The sequence below is a fragment of the Plantibacter flavus genome (assembly GCF_002024505.1).
Classification (GTDB): Bacteria; Actinomycetota; Actinomycetes; order Actinomycetales; family Microbacteriaceae; genus Plantibacter; species Plantibacter flavus_A.
Genome location: NZ_CP019402.1, coordinates 445187 through 464962, shown reverse-complemented (window position 1 = coordinate 464962; position 19776 = coordinate 445187). Strand labels below are relative to the sequence as shown.

Below are 19776 nucleotides of genomic sequence, written 5' to 3'. Positions count from 1 at the left end.
GTCATTCGGCGAGCGCGGCGTCGAGGGCCGCGCAGATGTCCGAGGTGCTCGCCGACTCCGCGTAGGCTCCTGCGGTCGCCTTCGCCCAGGTGGTGGTGGCGGTGTCGGCGACGTAGTCGTCCGGCAGGACGGCACGCTGGCCGGTGTCGCTCAGCCCGAGCGCCTGCTGCAGGAGCGGGTCGGTCGCGGCCGCGGAGAAGTCGGTCGTCAGGGGTGAGACGAGCGAGGCCTCTGCGACGAGCCGCTCCTGTGCCTCGTCGGAGAGCAGGAAGGTGACGAGCTTGCCGACGGCGTCGAGGTTCTTCTCACCGTTCGGGCTGATCCAGAGCCCGCTCCCGAACTCCGAGTAGTAGGAGGGGCCGGTGAAATCGGAGTCGGCCGGCACCGGTACTCCGCCGATGACGACGTTCGGCTTGATCTCCTCGGGGACGTTGCCGAAGCCCCATGACGCGTCGGAGTAGATCGCCGCCTTGCCGGTGTAGAAGTCGGTCTGGGCGAGGTCCACGGTGTACCCCTCCGCCTTGTCGACGAAGACGCCGCCGTCGCGGAGTGCGACGAAGTCGTCGATGCCCTGCTTGGCCGCGTCGGAGTCACACCAGCCGCCCTTCGTGAAGAGCTGGGCGGCCTCGTCGGCACTGACGTGCGTCTGCGCGATCTGCGCGAAGAGTTTCTCGCCGCTCCAGTCGGAGCCACCGATCGCCCAGGGCGTGATTCCCTTCACCCGCAGGGCGCTCGCGAGCTGCAGGAGCTCGTCCGTCGTCGTGGGTGGTGCGTCGAAGCCCGCTTGCTGGAGCAGCTCGGTGTTGTACATGACCGGCCACGTGTAGCCGTTCAGCGGGATGCCCATGAGCCCGCCGTCGGCGTCGGACCAGGCGTCGACCGCGTCCGGCTTGAGCCTGTCGGTGATGCCCCACTCGTCGGCGTACGGCTTGGCGTCGACGACGCTCCCGTTCTGCAACCAGTCGAGATTCTGGTAGCGGTTGGTGAGGACGAGTTGTGCCTCGCGGCCACCGGCGAGCGTGGTCTCGTACACCTGGTTCGTGTCGTCGCCCTGCTCGATGACCTCGACGGAGATCCCGGTGTCCTGCTTGAACTGGTCGAAGAGGGCGAAGAACGCCCTACCGCTCGCGGTGTTCTTGGACACGTTGGACAGAACGGTCACCGTCTTGGGGTCGATCTCGGCTCCGCCGCCGCTGCACGCGGTGAGTGAGGCGCCGAGGATCGCCGCTGTGGTGAGGGCGACAGCAACGCTGCGTGTGCTCTTCATGTGCTTCCTTGCCATGGGGGTCGGGGCGTCGCGGGTCGAGACGCCTCTCGGGAACGAGACGCTACCGTGCCGGATCGGCGAAGTCAATGATACGTTTAAGCTCGTTGTCTCCAGTTATGAAGGGGCAATAGACCTGTTTACTTAATTCTTAAGCAATCTGGAGGCATCCGTGGACACCGTCCCGCTGCGAGATCACTGGCTGCTCGAGGTCGGGAAGCACCCGCGACGGAACGAGGTCGCTCCGGTCCCCGCGGTCGTCCCGGGAAGCGTCCACCAGGACCTTCTCGCCAACGGGCTGATCGACGACCCGCTGCTCGGCCTGCACGAGATCGACGCCCTCTGGGTCGGACGGCGATCGTGGCGTTACCGTCGCCCGTTGGCGCTGACAACCGACGCCGAGCGGGTCGACCTCGTGTTCGACGGGCTCGACACCCTCGCCACGATCACCGTGGGCGACACGGTCGTCGGCAGGACCCGCAACATGCATCGGCGGTACCGATTCGACGTGACCGACCTCATCGGTCCCGACGACCGCGAGCTCACGGTGGACTTCGCGTCGGCGCAGGAGTTCTCGGACGCGGCCGCGCGGGAGCTGGCGCCGGCACTGCCGAACGCGACCGGAACGACCTTCCAGTACGTCCGCAAGATGGCCTGCAGTTACGGCTGGGACTGGGGACCGGTCCTGGCGACGGCGGGCATCTGGCGAGAACCCCGGCTCGAGGCCTGGTCCACCGCCCGCATCGCGGGGTTCCGCCCGCAGACGACGCTGACGCACGGCGTCGGTGTCGTGGAACTCGCCGTTGAGCTCGAACGGACCTCGACCGGCGCCGGCCGGCCACTGGACGCGGAGATCACGGTGACGTCCGACGGACGACGCACCACCCGCACGCTGCGGATCGACGTCGACGAGCTGCGCGAGACGATCCGCATCGACGAGCCGGCCGTCTGGTGGCCACACGGCTACGGCGAACCGCGTCTGTCCGAGCTGACCTTCCGGCTGTGGGAAGGTGACCGTCTGCTCGACGAGCGGCACCACCGGATCGGGTTCCGCTCGGTCCGCATCGACGAGACCGAGGACGATCACGGGCGCGCGTTCACCCTCGTCGTGAACGACGTACCGCTGTTCGCGCGCGGGGTGAACTGGATCCCCGACGACCTCCTCCTGGCGCGCGTCACCCCCGAGCAGCTCGACGAGCGCCTCGGGCAGGCCCGCGCGGCCAACGTCGACCTCGTCCGGGTGTGGGGTGGCGGCGTCTTCGAGGACCGGCACTTCTACGAGCGCTGCGACGAGCTGGGGCTCCTCGTCTGGCAGGACTTCCTCTTCGCCTGCGCCGCGTACCCCGAGGAGGATCCCCTCGCCGGTGAGGTCGAGGCCGAGGTCAGGGACAACCTGGACCGGTTGTCGCCGCACCCGTCGATCGTGGTCTGGAACGGCAACAACGAGAACTTCCTCGGGCACGAGAACTGGAACTGGAAGCCGCTCATCGGCGATCGGACGTGGGGCCGCGGGTACTACCTCGACCTCCTGCCCCGGCTCGTGGCCGAGCTCGACCCGTTCCGGCCGTACACGGCGGGCAGCCCGTGGTCCGGTTCCGAGGAACGGCATCCCAACGACCCGCGGTACGGCAGCGTCCACGCGTGGACGAAGGACGACTACCTCGCCTACCGGAACACCGCGCCGCGCTACGTGTCCGAGTTCGGCAACCAGGGGCCGGCCACCTGGACCACCCTGGTCGACGCGATCGGCGGCGTTCCCGCGTCACCCGAGGCCCCGGAGTTCACGCACCGTCAGCGGATGGTCAATGGGAACGCGCTCATCGGCGAATCGATCGAGCGCCACTTCGGCGGTGCGGCGGATCTGGCGAGCTGGCACTTCCTCGCGAGCCTCAACCAGTGCCGCGCGAACCAGACGGCGATCGACCACTGGCGCTCGAGGTGGCCCGACACCGCGGGAGCCGTGCTGTGGCAGTTGAACGACTGCTGGCCCGCGGTGTCCTGGTCGGTGATCGATTCGGCGGGGCGACCGAAGCCGATGTACACAGCGCTCCAGCAGTCCTTCGCGCCCCGGACGATCAGCGTACAGCCACGGGACGGACGCCCGGTGCTCGTCGTCGCGAACCAGACGCTCGAGCCGTGGTCGGACGAGTTCGTCGTCCGGCGGATGAGCCTGTCCGGCACCGCCCTGGACCGTCACACGCTCCCCGTCACCGTCGAGGCGAACAGCGTCGCGATCGTCGACCTGCCGGCGAGGCTCACGAGCTGGACCCATCCGAAACGGGAGTTCGCGGTGGTCGAGGCGGCGAGCTCCGGTCAGCGCGCCTGGTGGTACGGCGTGGAGGATCGGGACTTCGAGCTCATCCCGGGGGCCCTGGACGTGGCCGTGACCCGCTTCGACGACCACGACGAGTACCGACTCACCGCAACCTCGCTCGTCAAGGACGTCCTCATCCAGCCAGACCGCGCCGGGGCCGTGTCCTGCGACGCCGAAGGGTTCTTCACCATGCTGCCCGGCGATGTGAAGATCGTGCGGCTGTTCGCCTCGGGGAGTGCAGCGTTGCGGCTCCCTGACGCGGACGGCGACCCCTGGGTGGTGGCCAACCTCAACGACGTCCTCGCCCGCTCGCGCAGCGGTCCCGGTGCGCAGGTCGCCGGTGTGGCGGCCGTGCGGCCCGACGAGATCGCGACCTCTGGACCGGCTGCGAGCTGACGTGCGGGAGCCCACTTGAGGGACCTCGGGCGGGCTCCCGCACCTAGGCTGGAATCGAACCGACACAGCTCTGGGAGGTCGCTCAATGAGCCAGGAGTACGACGCCGCTGCAGCGAACGGTCTGGCGATCGCCCTCAGTGCACCCGTTCCCTCGGACCGACTGCAGGCCGCACTCGCCGCGGGCACCACCCCGAGGACCGCCTACACCGAGGTCCTCGTCGACCGCTGCGCCGTCGAGCCCGACTTCTTCGTGCGCGACATGCTCACCTGGGCGCTCGTGCGACACGACCCCGAGGTGACCGTCCCTCGCCTGATGGAGGAACTCGGGTCGGTCTTCCCACAGGCACGCAGCCAGGCGCTGCACACCCTCTCCAAGACCGGAGACCCACGCACCTGGTCGGCCATCACCCTGGCGCTGCTCGAGGACGAGGAGGATCAGGTCGCCCGAGCCGCGTGGCGCACCGCCGCAGGGGTCGTCCCGGAGCGGGAGGCGTCGGCGCTCGCCGAGCTGCTGACGAGGCAGTTCGGCCGCGGCGACCGCGAGGTGCAGCTCAGCCTCACGCGTGCGTTCACCACGATCGGTGAGCCCTCGCTCGAACCCGTCGAACACACGGCCGTGTCCGAGGCATTCGGCCGGGAGGCCCGTGCACACGCTCGCGCGACCGCCCGGATCCTCCGCGACCCCGAAGTCGACTTCGACGAGGCGATGCAGGAGGCCCAGCACGCCCTGCGCTCGCGGGACTGACACGCGATCGACGGACAGCCATCTCCCACCACCCGATTACACTCGACGACGTGAGTGGATCGGGCGGGACGGGCGAACCCGACCTCCGCATCCCGGACCCCGCACCACGGCACACGCCACTGTGGACCGTCCTGTCCGCCTGGCTGTTGCGCGTCGAGCGGTGGTTGCAGTCACGTGGCGGCTCCCGCCTCCGCAGGGTGCTGTGGCAGTTCTGGGGCCTCGTCGCCGTCGGCGGGCTCATCCTCCTGGTCGGCCCGGTCATCAACCCTCCCCTCACCCTCGACGACCTCACCGACGAGGCGTCCGACGTCACCGACACCTGGATCGCTCGTTCCTTCGACGCCGACTACCGCGTCACGATGGACGACGACGGTCGGCTCGTCACGGAGGTCGAGGAGCGCATCGATGCGTTCTTCCCGACGGACCTCGACGACCGCACCATCGAGCGGGTGCTCGCCGCCGAGTACCAAGGGCACGCCCTCGACCCGTCCATGATCTCGGTGACGCTGGACGGCGTGGAGCAGGACGTTCGCAGGGAACGCGCCGCGGTCTTCCTCCGCCTCGTCGTCGACCCCGGCGAGCAGCTCACGGGCGACCACGAACTCGTCATCCGGTACCAGCTCTCCGATCTCGCATACGTCGCTCCGGACCCCGCCACCGGGCAGCCAGTCGACCTGCTCCGGTGGGACGTGTTCGGCCCCGATCTGCAGCAGGCCGTGGCGAAGCTCGACGTCCGGGTGACCATCCCGCAGGACCTCGACGACCGTCTCGTCCGGCAGCCCCGAGGCTCGCTCGCGTGGACCCTCGTGGGCGCCGGGCAGTGGCTGACCCCGGAGCCGGACGCCCCACCCGGCGAGGTGGCCTACGCCTTCACGAGCGACGACGCGGCCCCGCCGCATGCGCAGGCGCGCTTCACCATGCCGTTCGAGGCGGGCTCGATCACGATGCCACCGCAGTCCTGGATCTTCTGGGTCCAGACCTTCGGGCCTGTCCTGCCGATGCTCGTCCTCGCGGCGACGCTTCTGCTGTCGTTCGCGGCCCGTGCGGTCGCGTGGGGTGATGCCCGCGGACGTCCGTGGTACCTCGCGCAGTCGGAACCGCCGGACGGCGTCTCGCCCCGCACCGCGGCGCATCTCCTCCGGTCACCCGCGACGATGGAGCTCGCCGAACGCCTCAAGGACGCCGCGATCAGCGGCACGAAGCAGCAGGCGAAGCGACAGGCGCGTCTCGTCGCGGCGGCGGGCGCCGCCAAGCGGGCCGGCCGTCTGGGCGACCGACCCCGGGCCCTGCGTCGGTACCTGACCGGGCCGGAACGCGCCGGGCAGGTGCGCGACGGCCTGCGTCGCGTGCCGACGGGCTTCGTCCGCGACTGGTTCATCGCCGCGCCGCTCGCGCTGACCCTCCTCCAGTGGGGCATCGTCCGGCAGCTCTCACACCAGGCCGTGCTCGCAGTGGTGTGGTGGCCGCTCGCCTTCGTCGTCCTCTCGACCGTCTTCGCCGTCGTCGTGCTCGCGATCGCCCTGACCGCCCGGCCGCTCACCCGCAAGGGGGCGCTCCTCAAGCAGCACCTGCTCGGCATTCGCGTGTTCGCCCAGCGGACGCAGCTGCTCGATCGCGCCAGCCTGCGCGACAGGCTCCTGCCCTACGCCGTGCTCGGCGCTCCACCTCGGACGACCGGCAGGCGGGTTGCGGCCCTGATCGCCCCGGAGATCACGATGCCGGCGGCCGCTGCCGATCTCGCCTCGCGCGCCGACGGGTCGAGAACGGGCTTCCTGACCGCGCCACGGATCGCCGTTCGGGTGCTCGCCGTGCTCCTCGTCGTCGGCGCGATCGTCGCGGTGAGCGTCCTCCCGGCGCCGTCGCTGGAGCCCGAGACACCCCGTTCCTACACGGGTGACATCCCCGGATCGACCCTCACGACGATCGCGACGGCCGACCTCGACGCGGAGCTCACGAGGACCGACGGCGACGGTGCGCGACTGCGCGTCACCGAACGCCTCGGCGTGGACTTCTCCGACGAGGGTGCGGTGCCCGGTCAGGTGGTGCGCGAGTGGCCCGCGGTCGTCGACGGTCAGGACCTGGGCCTCACGGTCGACGGCGTGACGATCGACGGCGAGGACGCGCCGTTCACGACGGAACTCGAGGACGGTCGGCTGCTGCTCCGGACGACCTTCGAGGACGTGCGCACCGGTCTGCACGACGTCGTGATCGAGACGACGTCCACGAGGCCGGCCGTCGCCGCGACCGTCGACGGCCTGGACGTCGACCGGGTCAACTGGGTCGCGCTCCTCGACGGCTGGACGAGCGGCGTCGCCTGGGACGAGGACGTGCGGCAAGGCCCGTTCCGACTGTCCTTCAGCGCCGACCGCGAGCTCCTCGACGACGCCGTCGACGCCGGGTGGACCCCCGCGGATGCCGGGAGGTGGCTGCCGTCGGCTGACCCGGGCGACACCGGCCGGGCGACGGCGACCGTCGAGCTCGAGCCTGACAGCGACGGTCGATGGCCGCTCGACGTCCGGGGTGACGACCTCGGTGTCGTCCTCGACCTCCCGGCCGGGACGGTTGCGGGCGTCGATGCTGGAGCACCGATGACCGCTCGGCTGGCGGTGCTGTGGCCGGGGCTCGTGGCGATCACGCTGTCGGTGCTCGCGGTCCTCGGCGCGGTGCTGGGCGTCGCCGGCGCGGTGCGACGCCGCAGTCGAGGCATCGAGGGCACGCCTGGCACGGCGCGTGACGCTGTGCGCTGGCTGGCCCCGTCCGCCATGATCGCCGCCCTGGTGGTGGGCGTCCGGATGCTGAACGGCATCCCCGCCGACGATCCGTTCGGTGGGCTCCTCCTCGCTGCGCTCGGCGCAGGTGTCCTGTCGATGCTCGTCTGGTGGTTCGTCGCCCGACGATTCCGAAGCCGCCGCTGACCCCCTCTCCCCCTGACGCCAGCGCGGTGCGCTGACGCCCACACACTCGCCTTCACGTCAGCGCGCCGCGCTGACGCGAGCACACCCCAACCGGCGCCACCGCGCCCCACACGCGCGAGCGCGCCCCTCCGGAGACCCGCGCTCACGCGTACGACCCGCGCCCACGCCCACACACCCGCGCCCACGCCAGCGCACCGCGCTGGCCGAAGGCACCGGGGACTCAGCGCGGGGGCACGGCGAGGGAGGAGAGTCCCTCGTCGATGCGCGCGACCACCTCCGGGGGCGCCGCGACCGCCGCGAGCTCGGCACGCAGCGTCCGTCCCGGCACCCAGCGGATGTAGGCGTCGAACTCCTCGGCGAGCGCCGGTTCGGCCTCCCGCAGGACCGCCGAGACGAGCGCACCCACGCCACGGTGGTCGATGAGTCGCGCCAGGTCGTCGTCGACCCCCAGGGCGACGGGCCGTTCGGCGGGCGGGAGGAGGACGGTCCATCGATGCGTCCCTGAGGCGACCTCGAACACGGGCCGGTCGGGAAGGCGGACCTCGGCGCTGCTCCCGGTCGGGACCGTCGCGCACACCGTCACACCGTCCGGCACGCGTTCCCAGGCGACCGCCGCGCGGCCGAACGGGGTCTCGTGCACGACGGACGCGTGCCGGAGGGCTTCCGGGAACCACGGTCGCACGAGGATCCGCCGGTACCCGGGCGCGGCGGGCGCGAGGCCCCCGATGCGGCGGTGCAGCACGTCGGCCACGGCACCGAACGCGCAGTGGTTGAGGGACACCATCCCGGAGGGATGCACCGAACCGTCCGGCCGGATGGCGTCGGGCCGTTCCCACACCGTCGTCGCGCCCTGGGTCACCGGATACAGCCACGACGGGCAGGCGGTCTGGAACAGCAGGCGCTCGGCGGCCCGTTCCTGGCCGTGGTCGAGGAGCGCGTCGAGCACGAACGGCGTCCCGAGGAACCCGGTGGCGAGGTGGTGTCCGCCGGCACGGAGCAGGGCGGCGAGTCGTTCGGCGAGGACGGTCCGGCGCCCTACCGGGGCCAGGTCGAACGCCAGGACGAGGGCGTAGGCGGTCGGGGTGTCGGACATCAGCCGGCCGGCGGGGGTGAGATAGGCGTCGCGGAAGGCCCGGCTCGCTTGCTCGGCGAGTGCCCGCGCCCGTTCCGCGCCACGGTGGTCCCCGGCCGCCTCGAGCGCGGCTCCCGCGAGGCACGCGGAATGGACGTGGAACGCGGTGGCGACGAGGCCGGGATCGGTACGCGCCTTGTCCGGTCGGCTCACCGTCGGGTCCAGCCAGTCGCCGTACTGGAAGCCCCGTTCCCACAGCCCGGAGGGGTCGGCGCGCTCGGCGCACGCCTCGACCCAGGCGAGCATGGATGCGGCGTGGCGGCGCTCCATCGCCAGATCGCCGTACCGGTCGCGGAGCACGTCCGGCACCATGGTCACCGCGTCACCCCAGCCCGCTGCGGCGACCTCGCTGAACGAGCCGAGCGGGTTCGGCACGACGGTCGGGACGACCCCGCCGGCCGCACGCTGTTCCAGGGCGAGATCGTCGAGCCAGGACGCGAAGCAGGCGTCGACGTCGAACAGCGACGCCGCGGCTGCCGAGAAGACCTGCGCGTCGCCCGTCCAGCCGAGCCGCTCGTCCCGCTGCGGGCAATCGGTCGGGATCGCGAGCGTGTTGCCGCGGACGCTCCACACGACGTTCTCGTGGAGGCGGTCGAGCGTCGGGTCGGAGGACGAGAACCACCCGGTGCGGCGCAGCGCGGACTGCAGGACGACGGCGCGGACGTCGTCGGCTCCGACCGACTCAGGCACGCCACGCACCTCCGCATAGCGGAAGCCGTGGAAGGTGAACTCCGGCTCGACCCAGCGCGGGCCCCGGCCGTCGGCGACGAACCGGTCGGTCGCCGACGCGGCACGCAACGACCGGGTGTACAGCTCACCGTCCTGGAGCAGTTCGGCGTGCCGGAGGATCACCTCGGTCCCCGCCGGTGCGTCCAGGCGGAGCCGGAGCCGACCGACCAGGTTCTGACCGAAGTCGATGATCGTCCCCGTGCCGTCGGGGTTCGGCCACACGGCCACGGGAGCTCGTTCGTCGACGACGCGCACCGGCTCGACGTCGGCGGCCTGCACCTGGACGTCGGCGGGGAACGGGTGCACCGCCGCGGCGAGCCACGGCTCGGACCCGTCACCCCGACCGTCGACCTCCAGACGGAGGTCCCAGGTCTCCCCGGCGTAGAGGCCGCTCTCGACGAGGGCGGCCGCAGGGTCGACGAGCCACGCGCCGTCACCTCCCACCCGGACCATCCGACCGTCCGCGCATCGCAGCTCGAGTCGGAGGGAGACCGTCGGCTGCTCCCCGTAGTGTCGGCGAGCGGTCTCGCCGAAGCCGTAGCGCTCGGTGAACCAGCCGCCGGCGACCCGGACGGTCACGACGTCCTCCGCCCCCGGGGTGAGCAGCGCGCCGACCTCGGTTCCCGTGACCGTGAGCCGATCCCGGTAGCTCGTCCAACCGGGCTTGAGGACATGGTCGTCGACGTCGACGCCGTTGATGGAGACCTGGTGGACGCCGTGCGAGGTGCTCCACAGCGTCGCCGACACGACGCCGGCGGGGACGGTCACGACCCGCCGCAGGACGAACGGCTCGGCCTCCCGCGTCGGGGCGGGGTGGGCGAGGAACGGCTCGGACCAGGGCGCGTCGAGGAAACGGGTGACGAAGCGGAGCGGCGGACTCCACTCCGACGCGGTGCCGTCGACACCGTCGACACGGACCTCGAGCCGATGCTCCGAACCGGGCGCCAGCGGTGCGAACGGCCAGCGCTCGAGCACCCCGTGGGGGCCGAGCTCGCGCTCCTCGACACCGTCGAGGCGTACGACGGCGCGGGCGCCGACCCAACCGGGCTCGGCCTCCACCGTCCACGAGACAGACGGATCGGGGACCGCGGCGACGGCGACGTCCCGCCTTCGACCGACCCGCAGGCCGGTGACGACGGGACGGCGAGGCGTGCCGTCGGTCACGGTCGGTGGCCACTCGCGCGTCGGCCACGCGCGACGACGAGCGCCCCGGCGGCGAGTGCCCCGAGTCCGAGCATCGCGAGCGTCGCCGTGCCGTCGACTCCGGTGCCGGCGAGACCGCGCGTCCCGGACTGGGCCGTCGACGCGGCTTCTCCGTCCAAGCCACCCGAGGTGCCGGTACCCGTGCCCGGATCCGTGCCACCACCGGTACCGGCCGCCGGCATGAGCCGCACGGGCAGGAACTGCGCGGAGTCCTTCTCGGCCGCGATGCCACCGCCCCAAGCGAGGTACCCGTCGCGCCCCTCTCCGTCGGCCTCGTTCACGATGAAGGCACTGCTCAGCAGTGCCGCGTCCGGACGGACACCGGTGAGCCGCACCCAGGGCACCGCCACCTCGTACACGGTCGTCGCGGCGGCGTCGTCCCGTTCGACGGCGACCCGCGCTCCCGCGACCGTCCCGGGACCCTCGCCCACCGCGAGCCACCGGTACAGCTGGGGCCCGGCCGGGGTCAGCGCCATCCCGAGTTCATGCCATCCGGTGGCCGATCCCGGGGCACCCGCTGCGACGGTGAACTGCACCGAGTCGCCCTGCCAGATGTTCGCGCCGGCCGCCGGCTGGTCGTGGACGTCGTCGGTCACCTCGACCGACAGGAAGAGGTCGTCCTCGTCCCAGGTGTACCAGGCCCGCGCGGACTGGTCGTCAGCGGCACGTCCGGTGGCCGCCGGGACGATCGGCGTGAGGTCGTCGAGGTCGTCGAGCACGCCGTCCACCTCGATCGTCCGATGCGCGGCGTCGACCGCGGTTCCGAGGTCGAGGGGCACGACGACACCCGACGCCGTCAGTTCGCGCCCGCCCACGAGCGCCACGGCGCTCCAGTCCGTGCGACCGGCGAGACCGGCGAGCGGGAGATCGGCGGTCGCCGACTCGTGTGCCGCGACCGTCACCCCGTCGAGGAACGTCTGCGTGGAACCGCCGAGGTCGACGGTCAGTCGGTCGATCGTGACCGGCTCGCCCGAGGCGTTGTCCACGGTCAGGCGGAGTGCGCTGCCGTCGGCCAGGGCGACCTGATCGCCGACGAGCGTGACGGGTTCCCCGACGGTGGTGCGTGCTGTGAGGCGCCCGAGCACGACGTCGTCCTCGAGAAGGGTGGCCTCGACGAGCAGCTCTCCGAGCGCGCTCGCCGGTGGCAGCTCGACGACGACGCTTCCGGTGGTTCCGGCGGCGACCGTCTGCGACGCCTCCTGGCCGTCGTCGAAGCGGAGCACGACGGTACGGTCGGTGGTACCCGCCCGGTTGTCCATGGTCCACCTCGCGGTGACCGTCTGCCCCAGGTAGGCGGGGTCGAGCGTCAGCCCGGTCTCCGAAGCGGTCACACCGGCCACCTCGCCCTGGACGTACACCGGGCCCTCCCCCAGTTCGAGCAGGATACTCGTGCCGTCGCCGGCCGCGACGGTGCGCGACGCGCCGTACAGGTCCGTGATCACGACCTCCCCGCGCAACCCGAGGGTGACCGCCCGGTCCGAGGTCGACCAGAGCGCATGCAGTGGCCCGTCGGGCGTGTCGAAGGAGACGTTCCAGAGATCGGCGACGGAGGTGTCCCGTCCCGTGGCCGTCGCGTCCAGCAGCAGCCCGGCCGCCGTGGAGTAGGAGACGAACGCCGGCTTCGGGGTGAACGCGCCCAGCGGGTCCTGCGGGTGGTGCAGCAGGCCGAAGTTCTCCTCGGTCTCCTGCGCGTCCACACCGTCGTTGACGAGGTCGTAGATGAAGGTCCGCTGCACGTCGTGCATAGCCGTGATGACCGCCGACTTGGCGATGTCGGCCGCCTGCGACGACTCGGAGACGGCTCGGGCGTTCGTGCCGGTCGGCCAGCCGAGCTCGGTCACCCACAGGGGGATGGACTCGCCGCCGTTGTACCGCCGGACCAGCGCGTCGACACGGCTGAGGGTCTCGTCGAGCGCCTCGGCCCCGACCGGGTAGCTGTAGGGGTGCAGGACGATGCCGTCCAGGTATTGCAGCGCTCCGAGACGGAACGTCTGCTCGAGCCAGTCGGTGTTGAGGTTCGCGACCGCGGGACCGATGACCGGCAGCTCGGGGGCGACCGCCTTCACGGCGGGGGACGCCGCGGCGAGGAGGTCGACGTAGTGCTCCGGGGCGACGTTGGTGTTGCCACCGAGCCCGAGGTCCCACTCGTTCCAGATCTCGAGGCCCGTCGACATGTCGCCGAACTCGTCGGCCATCGCCGCCGCGTACGCGGCGTACGCGGACACGGCTTCGTCACTCACCGGTCCGTTGCCACCGTCGTAGAGCGGGTTGCCGTAGCCGGCGAGGAGGAGCGGTTTGACGCCGGAATCGCGTGCAGCATCGAGGAACTCGGCTCGCGGGCGCGACCAGTCGTAGACGCCTGGGGTCGTCTCGACCTCGCTCCAGTACACCTCGTCGCGGAACTGCGCGACACCGCCGACCGCGAGAGCGCCCATCGAGGCCGGGTCCCAGCCCTGGCCATAGTGGGTGGCTGCACCGTACCGCCCGGTCGCCGTGGCGGCGACGTCGGTCTCGGCGAGGACCGCGAACGTCGTGGTGGCGGAACCCACCGACTCGCCGGCGGCGAGGCCTTCGACGGACAGCGAGAACCATCCGCGACCGGGTGCGGTGAGGTCCAGCGCACCGTCGGCGTCCTCCTCGCCTTCGTCGACCACGCGTCCGTCCCCGTCCGTGACGGTCCAGCGCACCGTGTCGGCACCGGTCGTGTAGGGGAAGGCGAGCGGATCGCCCTCGGTGAACAGGTTGCCGAGCGTCCCCGGGGTCAGGGCGAACCCGGAGGGGGCGTCCGCGGCCCGGACGGTGAGGTCGTCGACGAGCAGGCGGGCGGACGGCTGGGCTGTGTCCGCCCGAGCCCACCCGTTGACGACGAAGCCGACCTGCCGCGCCGGGCCGTGCCAGATCCCGTCACCAGCGCCGCCCCAGGCGCTGTGACTCGGGTCGGTCACGGGCGATTGCAGGGTGAGCTCCTGCCACCCGTCGGACGCGGGGACCGGGAGGAAGCTCTGGTGCGTCTGCCCGGTCGCGTCCACGAGCTGGACACCGACGGTGGTCACGTTCTCCGCGCGGACCCAGAACGACACCGAATCCAGCGGGGCGTCGTCCAGGGACCGGACGGCCATCTCCCAGCCGTCCACCGTGCGCGCTCCGGTGTCCAGGAGGACCTCGACGGCGCCCGCACCCGTGTGGCCGTCGGCGGCGATGCGCGGAGCACTCGGCGCGACCGACGTCCCGTCGAACGCGACACCCGACCAGCCCACGAGATCCTCGACGGGGATCGTCGTCTCCTGCGCCACCGCCGCGGTCGGTTGCGCCAGGGCGCCGACCGCGAGGAGGACCCCCAGCGTTGCTGCCGCGAGCCGCCGCGGGTGCGACGGGCGTCGTGTTCGTTCGGTCATCACTGTCTCCTCGTTGAGCGTGCCCCGTCCGACGGGGAAAGCGGTTTTTCTGACGAAGCCTGCCGAACCATCGGGCCCACTGTCAAGCACCTCTTCGCAGTAGCGATTGAGCACGATCGTGGTGGAAGTCCGCTTTGACGAACCACCGTCGAACCTGCTAGACATCCGTAGAGCAATCGCTTTTCCTCTCACCCGAGCATCGAACGAAGGAGTTCACATGACTGGACGCATCCGCGCAGCAGCGGCTGTGCTGGTGATCGGCGGCATCGCCGTCGCAGCGGCGGGCTGTTCGCCGCAATCGTCGGAATCGGCCGACGGCAAGACCACCATCGAGGTCGGCGACCGCCCGTCGGCGGACCGCCCCGAGGATCGCAAGTACTTCGACGAACGCGTCTCGGCGTTCGAGGAGGCCAACCCCGACATCGACGTGAAGGCGGTCGAGACCGCTTACGACCCGACGACCTTCCAGGCCCTCGCGGCCGGCGGCAGCCTCCCGGACGTCCTGAGTGTCCCCCTCACCGAACCCCAGGGGCTCATCAAGCGCGGCCAGGCTGCCGACCTCACCGACACCCTGAAGTCCGAGGGCCTGCTCGACTCGCTGAACCCGGCGATCCTGAAACTCGCCTCCGATGCCGACGGCAAGGCCTACGGCGTCCCCACGAACGCCTACTCCTTCGGCCTCGTGTACAACCGCGCCCTGTTCACCGCGGCCGGACTCGACCCCGACGCACCGCCGACCACCTGGGACGAGGTCCGCACGGCCGCGCAGCAGATCACCGCGAAGACCGGCGCTGCCGGCTTCTCGGTCCTCACCACCGCCAACACGGGCGGGTGGCAGTTCACCGGGATGACCTACTCCTTCGGCGGGACCGTCGAGAACGCGGACGGCACGAAGGCCACCTTCGACGACACGCCCTCGGCCGATGCGCTCGCCCTCCTGCAGACCATGCAGTTCGAGGACGGCACCCTGCCCGCGAACACCCTGTACGACGCCGACTCGCAGGGCCAGGACTTCGCCGCGGGCAAGATCGGCATGATGATCGGTGCCAGCGACCGCTACTACGGCGTCGTGCAGAACCTCAAGCTCCCCGCCGAGGACTTCGGCATCGGTGGGATGCCGCAGGACGGCGGGTCGAACGGCACCCTCTCCGGCGGCAGTGTCCAGATCGTCAACCCGAACGCGACCGACGCCGAGCGTACCGCCGCGGTGAAGTGGATCAGCTTCCTCTATCTGCAGCGCTACTTCGACCAGGACACCGCCGTCGCCGACGCCAAAGCCTCGAACGAGGCAGGGTCCGTCACCGGCCTCCCCGGCCTCGCGGTGGTGAACGAGGACGCGTACGACACCTACTTCGACTGGATCGCCGACTACATCAACGTGCCGTCGGCCAACTTCACGCCCTACCTCGACGCCTCGGCGGAGATCCCGGTCGTCGCCGAGCCCGTCAACAACGCGCAAGAGGTCTACGGCGCGCTCGACACCGTCATCCAGACCGTGCTGACGGACCGGAACGCAGACATCGACAGCCTGCTCTCGCAGGCGAGCACCGACGTCCAGGGCCGACTGACGCGCTGACGACCCTCCGGGGCGGGCCACGCGCCCGCCCCGGTCCCAGGAGGACCCCATGTTCCAGACCATCAAGCGACCGCAGCCGGGTCCGTCATCGGCCACGCGCACGCCCGCGGCGACACGACGATGGCGACGCGCCCGTCCAGGTCTCGTCGCCCTCGGCATCGCGCTGCCGGCGATCCTCGTCTACCTGTACTTCTCGTGGGGTCCGATCCTCTCCTCGCTCGTGATGAGCGTCCAGGACATCACGCCCGGGCAGACGTCCACCTGGGTCGGGATGGAGAACTTCAGCTATGTGCTGAGCGATCCGAACCTGCCGCAGGCGACCCTCAACACCCTCCTCTACACCGGTCTCGCGATCCTCTTCGGCTTCCCGGTCCCGCTGGCCCTGGCCGTGTTCATCTCCGAGTTGCGCGGCCACCGTTGGTACTTCAGCGCCCTGGCCTACCTCCCCGTCATGGTGCCGCCGGTCGTCGCCATCCTGCTCTGGAAGTTCTTCTACGAACCGAGCGAGGACGGCGTCTTCAACGCGGTCCTCGGCGTCGTCGGCATCGGGCCGGTACCATGGCTCACCGCACCGACCCTCGCGATGCCGTCGATCGTCCTGGAGACCACCTGGGCCGGCGCCGGGACCGCCGTCATCATCTACATCGCCGCCCTCTCGAGCATCCCGGCCGAGCTGTACGAGGCGGCCGAACTCGACGGCGCGGGCATCTGGCGTCGCGTCTGGCACGTCGCCCTGCCGCAGATGCGCGGCATCATCGGCACGATGCTGCTCCTCCAGGTGATCGGCACGATGCAGATCTTCACCGAGCCCTTCCTCTTCACCGGCGGCGGACCACTCGGTGCCACCAGGACCCTGCTGATGACCATCTACGACTACGCCTTCGTGCGCGTGGACTACGGCGCAGCGACCGCCCTGAGCGTCCTGCTCGCAGCCGTCCTCGCGGTCTTCGCCCTCGTCTACGCCCGTCTCACCCGCCGTTGGAGTGCCTCATGAGTGCGCCCGCACTAGCCCGCAGCGCCAAGCGCGCCGACCGACCCGAGCGCGACGCCGTCGGACGGTCGAACATCTCCGACACCGACCGCCGTCGACCCGTCGTCCGCGTCTCACTGCTCCTGGGACAGGTCGTCGTCCTCCTCGGCCTCGTCGTCGCGGGACTCGGCCCGCTCGTGTGGCTCGCCCTCGCCGCCGTGTCGCCGACCCAGGACCTCATCCGAGAGCCGTTCGCGTTCTTCAGCAGCGGCGTCGTGCAGTGGGAGAACATCGGCATCGCCTGGGAACGCGGGCGGATCGGCCACTACCTCTGGAACACCGCGGTGCTCGCCCTCGGAGCGACCGTCGCGACCCTCGTGGTCTCCACCAGCGCCGCCTTCGTCATCACGGTACTCCGGCCCCGATGGGGCCGCTTGTTCTCGGCAGCCATCCTCGCCACGCTGTTCGTCCCGGGCATCGTCGCGCTCGTTCCGCTGTACCTCACGGTCCGCGAGCTGCCGGTCGTCGGCATCTCCCTGCTGAACACGCCATGGGCGGTCTGGCTGCCGGCTGCGGCCACGGCGTTCAACGTCCTGATCATCGCCCGCTTCCTCGAATCGATCCCCGCGGACCTCTACGACGCGGCTCGGATCGACGGAGCCGGCGCGCTGCGGATCCTGTGGAGCATCGTGTTGCCGCTGTCGCGTCCGATCCTGGGCGTCGTCGGACTGCTCGCCGTGGTCGCCTCGTGGAAGGACTACCTGTGGCCGCTCCTCGTGCTGCCGGACCCCGACCTGCAACCGGTGTCGGTGGCACTGCCGCGACTCGCGGCCCAGACGGAACTCAGCGTCCAGATGGCGGCACTGTTCCTGTCGCTCATCATCCCGGTGGTGCTGTTCCTGGTCTTCCAGCGGCAGTTCCTCCGCGGTGCGAGCATGGCCGGCGGGGTGAAGGGATGACTCGCGTCCTGGTCACCGGCGCCGACGGCGAGATCGGCCGCGCCGTCAGCCACGCGCTGGTCCGCGCAGGCTACGAGGTCTCCGCGCTGTCGCTCGCCTTCGGCGCGGAACACCCCGCCGACCGGCTGTTCGTCGGCGACACGACCTCGGTGGCCGACGTCGCCGCCGCACTGGACGGCGTCGACGCGGTCGCCCACTTCGCCGCCATCCCGCACCCCTCGCTCGGGACGCCGTACGAGGTGTTCCGGGTGAACACCGACTCCACGTTCAACGTGCTCGAACAGGCCGGTCGACGCGGCGTGCGGCGAGCGGTCATCGCCAGCAGCATCAACGCGCTCGGGTACCCCAACAACCCGCACGGGACGTGGCCGCCGTCCTTCCCGCTGGACGAGCACACCCCCGCGGACATCGCCGACGCGTACTCGCTCTCCAAGTCGGTCGACGAGCAGACCGCCGCATACGCCCACCGCCGCCACGGCATCGACGTGGTCGCCCTGCGCTTCCCGCTCGTGAAATGGCCGTCCGTCCTGCGCGACGTCGCCGAGGAGGTCGCGCGCGACCCCGCGGCCATGGCGCGCGAGGGCTGGGCCTACCTCACGATGGGTGACGCCACCCGCGCGGTGCTGCGCGGCCTCGAGGTGTCGACCGAGGGCGTGCTCGTCGCCGGCCTGAGCGCCGCGGACACGCTGCTCGGCGGCATGACGCATCTGCTGGCCGATCGCTACACGCCCGGTGTCCCGATCATCCGGCCGGTGTCCGACACCGCAGCCCTGATCGACACGACGACCGCGGAGCGGGCCCTCGGCTTCCACCCGACCGAATCCCTGCACGACGGGACCGCCGTCGCGCAGCCCGACCCCGAGACCCCGGTGAGGAACCTCCGATGACCGATGCCGCCCCGACCACCTTCGCCCAGCCGTGGATCCCGCGGGACGACGTGCGCATCACCGACGTCCGCGCGGTGGTCACCGCTCCCGAGGGCATCCCGCTCGTCGTGGTGAAGGTGCTCACGAGCGACGACGGGCTGTACGGTCTCGGCTGTGCGACCTTCACCCAGCGTTGGCGTGCCGTCGTCGCCTACCTCGACCACCTCCGGCCGCTCCTCGTCGGGCGGTACCCCGGAGACATCGAGGACCTCGGGCGGTTGATCCGCTTCTCCGCGTACTGGCGCGAAGGGCCCGTCGGCAACAACGCACTCTCGGGGATCGACATGGCCCTGTGGGACATCGCCGGCAAGCGGGCCGGGACGCCCGTGTACGAGCTCCTCGGTGGCAGGGTCCGGGCTGCGGCCGATGTGTACCTGCACGCCGAGGGTGCCGACCCCGAGGCCACGGCGGCCCACGCCGAACAGCTGCGGGACGAGGGCCTCCGGCACATCCGGGTGCAGACGGGCCAGGCCGGGATCGGCCACTACGGAGCACCGCCGGCCGCCGACCCCTACACCTGGGCGAAGCACCCGCAGGGGTGGCGCGTGGAGGAGTACCTCCGGCGGACCCCGCGCCTCTTCCAGCGCATGCGGGAGCTCCTGGGAGACGAGGTCGAACTCCTGCACGACGTGCACTCCCGGCTGACGCCGCGCCAGGCGATCGCCCTCACCCGTGCGCTGGAACCGTACCGCCCGTTCTTCGTGGAGGACGTCCTGGCGCCGGAGCACTGGGACCGACTGCCCGAGGTGGCCGCCGCATCGCCCGTGCCCCTCGCGGTCGGCGAGCTGGCGACGTCGTTCACCGACGCGGCTCGCCTCGTCCGCACCCACTCCGTCGACTTCATCCGCTGTCACCTCTCCGACATCGGCGGCCTCAGCGCCGGTCGGCGACTGGCCACGCTCGCGGACGTCGAGGGCATCCGGACCGCCTGGCACTCCCCCGGTGATGCGTCGCCGTTCGCCGTGGCGGCCGCAGTAGCCCTCGACGTCTCGAGCCCCGCCTTCGGCGTCCAGGAGGGCCACCGGTATTCCGAGGCCTGTCACGAGGTGTTCCCGGGCATGCTCGACATCGTCGACGGCTGGCTCACCCCGAGCGACGCACCTGGCTGGGGCGTGGACCTGGACGAGCGCGAAGCCGCCAGGTATCCCGCGGGCGTCTCCGGCCACGACGCCTGGGCGGCCGGTGTGCGCGCCCCGGACGGCGGGCTCATCGCCCCCTGACCGCCCACGCCCCGTCCTCCTCCGCCTGCCCG

General features: G+C 71.3%; 11 protein-coding genes. 8 read left to right on the top strand and 3 right to left on the bottom strand.

The window, feature by feature from the left end; genetic code table 11:
* Position 1 precedes the first annotated feature (1 nt).
* A complete protein-coding gene (locus tag BWO91_RS02145) occupies positions 2 to 1267 on the bottom strand; it encodes an ABC transporter substrate-binding protein (RefSeq protein ID WP_167620425.1) in 1266 nt (421 codons plus the stop codon).
* A gap of 169 nt (positions 1268 to 1436) precedes the next feature.
* On the opposite strand from BWO91_RS02145, the gene BWO91_RS02140 reads away from it, so the two are divergent.
* From BWO91_RS02140 to BWO91_RS02130, 3 genes are all read left to right on the top strand, one after another.
* The gene (locus tag BWO91_RS02140) at positions 1437 to 3974 is read left to right on the top strand and encodes a glycoside hydrolase family 2 protein (RefSeq protein WP_079000942.1); all 2538 of its coding nucleotides are present in this window, start codon (positions 1437 to 1439) and stop codon (positions 3972 to 3974) included.
* A gap of 85 nt (positions 3975 to 4059) precedes the next feature.
* Positions 4060 to 4719 (top strand): HEAT repeat domain-containing protein, encoded by a 660-nt coding sequence (locus BWO91_RS02135; RefSeq protein ID WP_079000940.1) that lies wholly within the window; start codon positions 4060 to 4062, stop codon positions 4717 to 4719.
* Positions 4720 to 4769: 50 nt separating this feature from the next.
* Complete coding sequence (locus BWO91_RS02130) at positions 4770 to 7634, top strand: hypothetical protein (RefSeq protein WP_079000938.1); 2865 nt, start codon at positions 4770 to 4772, stop codon at positions 7632 to 7634.
* A 220-nt stretch (positions 7635 to 7854) separates the two neighbouring features.
* Here the strand turns inward: BWO91_RS02130 and BWO91_RS02125 are convergent, their stop codons facing one another.
* Positions 7855 to 10659 carry an alpha-L-rhamnosidase gene (locus BWO91_RS02125; protein WP_153303353.1) on the bottom strand — a complete coding sequence of 935 codons (2805 nt, stop codon included), beginning with the start codon at positions 10657 to 10659 and terminating at the stop codon, positions 7855 to 7857.
* Positions 10656 to 14093, bottom strand: a complete 3438-nt coding sequence (locus BWO91_RS02120; RefSeq protein WP_153303352.1) for a sugar-binding protein — start codon at positions 14091 to 14093, stop codon at positions 10656 to 10658. Before BWO91_RS02120 ends, BWO91_RS02125 begins: the two co-directional genes overlap by 4 nt.
* Before the next feature lie 217 nt (positions 14094 to 14310).
* Between BWO91_RS02120 and BWO91_RS02115 the strand changes: the two genes are divergently transcribed.
* The 5 genes from BWO91_RS02115 to BWO91_RS02095 are packed head-to-tail and all read left to right on the top strand — an operon-like array spanning position 14311 to position 19744.
* Positions 14311 to 15669 (top strand): extracellular solute-binding protein, encoded by a 1359-nt coding sequence (locus tag BWO91_RS02115; RefSeq protein ID WP_079000932.1) that lies wholly within the window; start codon positions 14311 to 14313, stop codon positions 15667 to 15669.
* Positions 15670 to 15718: 49 nt separating this feature from the next.
* Complete coding sequence (locus BWO91_RS02110) at positions 15719 to 16663, top strand: carbohydrate ABC transporter permease (RefSeq protein WP_079000930.1); 945 nt, start codon at positions 15719 to 15721, stop codon at positions 16661 to 16663.
* Positions 16660 to 17598: a carbohydrate ABC transporter permease gene (locus BWO91_RS02105; RefSeq protein WP_079000928.1), complete on the top strand. Its 939-nt coding sequence runs from the start codon at positions 16660 to 16662 to the stop codon at positions 17596 to 17598. The genes BWO91_RS02110 and BWO91_RS02105 overlap by 4 nt, the downstream gene beginning before the upstream one ends.
* Complete coding sequence (locus BWO91_RS02100; protein ID WP_071261276.1) at positions 17595 to 18485, top strand: NAD-dependent epimerase/dehydratase family protein; 891 nt, start codon at positions 17595 to 17597, stop codon at positions 18483 to 18485. The genes BWO91_RS02105 and BWO91_RS02100 overlap by 4 nt, the downstream gene beginning before the upstream one ends.
* On the top strand, positions 18482 to 19744 hold the full coding sequence (locus BWO91_RS02095; protein ID WP_079000927.1) for an enolase C-terminal domain-like protein: 1263 nt from the start codon (positions 18482 to 18484) through the stop codon (positions 19742 to 19744). The genes BWO91_RS02100 and BWO91_RS02095 overlap by 4 nt, the downstream gene beginning before the upstream one ends.
* The last annotated feature ends 32 nt before the right edge of the window (positions 19745 to 19776 follow it).

Bases quoted from the DNA above. Each gene is read 5' to 3' on its own strand.
- BWO91_RS02120 (WP_153303352.1), bottom strand. From the start codon at position 14,093: ATGACCGAACGAACACGACGCCCGTCGCACCCGCGGCGGCTCGCGGCA.
- BWO91_RS02135 (WP_079000940.1), top strand. From the start codon at position 4,060: ATGAGCCAGGAGTACGACGCCGCTGCAGCGAACGGTCTGGCGATCGCC.
- BWO91_RS02095 (WP_079000927.1), top strand. From the start codon at position 18,482: ATGACCGATGCCGCCCCGACCACCTTCGCCCAGCCGTGGATCCCGCGG.
- BWO91_RS02145 (WP_167620425.1), bottom strand. From the start codon at position 1,267: ATGAAGAGCACACGCAGCGTTGCTGTCGCCCTCACCACAGCGGCGATC.
- BWO91_RS02110 (WP_079000930.1), top strand. From the start codon at position 15,719: ATGTTCCAGACCATCAAGCGACCGCAGCCGGGTCCGTCATCGGCCACG.
- BWO91_RS02105 (WP_079000928.1), top strand. From the start codon at position 16,660: ATGAGTGCGCCCGCACTAGCCCGCAGCGCCAAGCGCGCCGACCGACCC.
- BWO91_RS02115 (WP_079000932.1), top strand. From the start codon at position 14,311: ATGACTGGACGCATCCGCGCAGCAGCGGCTGTGCTGGTGATCGGCGGC.
- BWO91_RS02100 (WP_071261276.1), top strand. From the start codon at position 17,595: ATGACTCGCGTCCTGGTCACCGGCGCCGACGGCGAGATCGGCCGCGCC.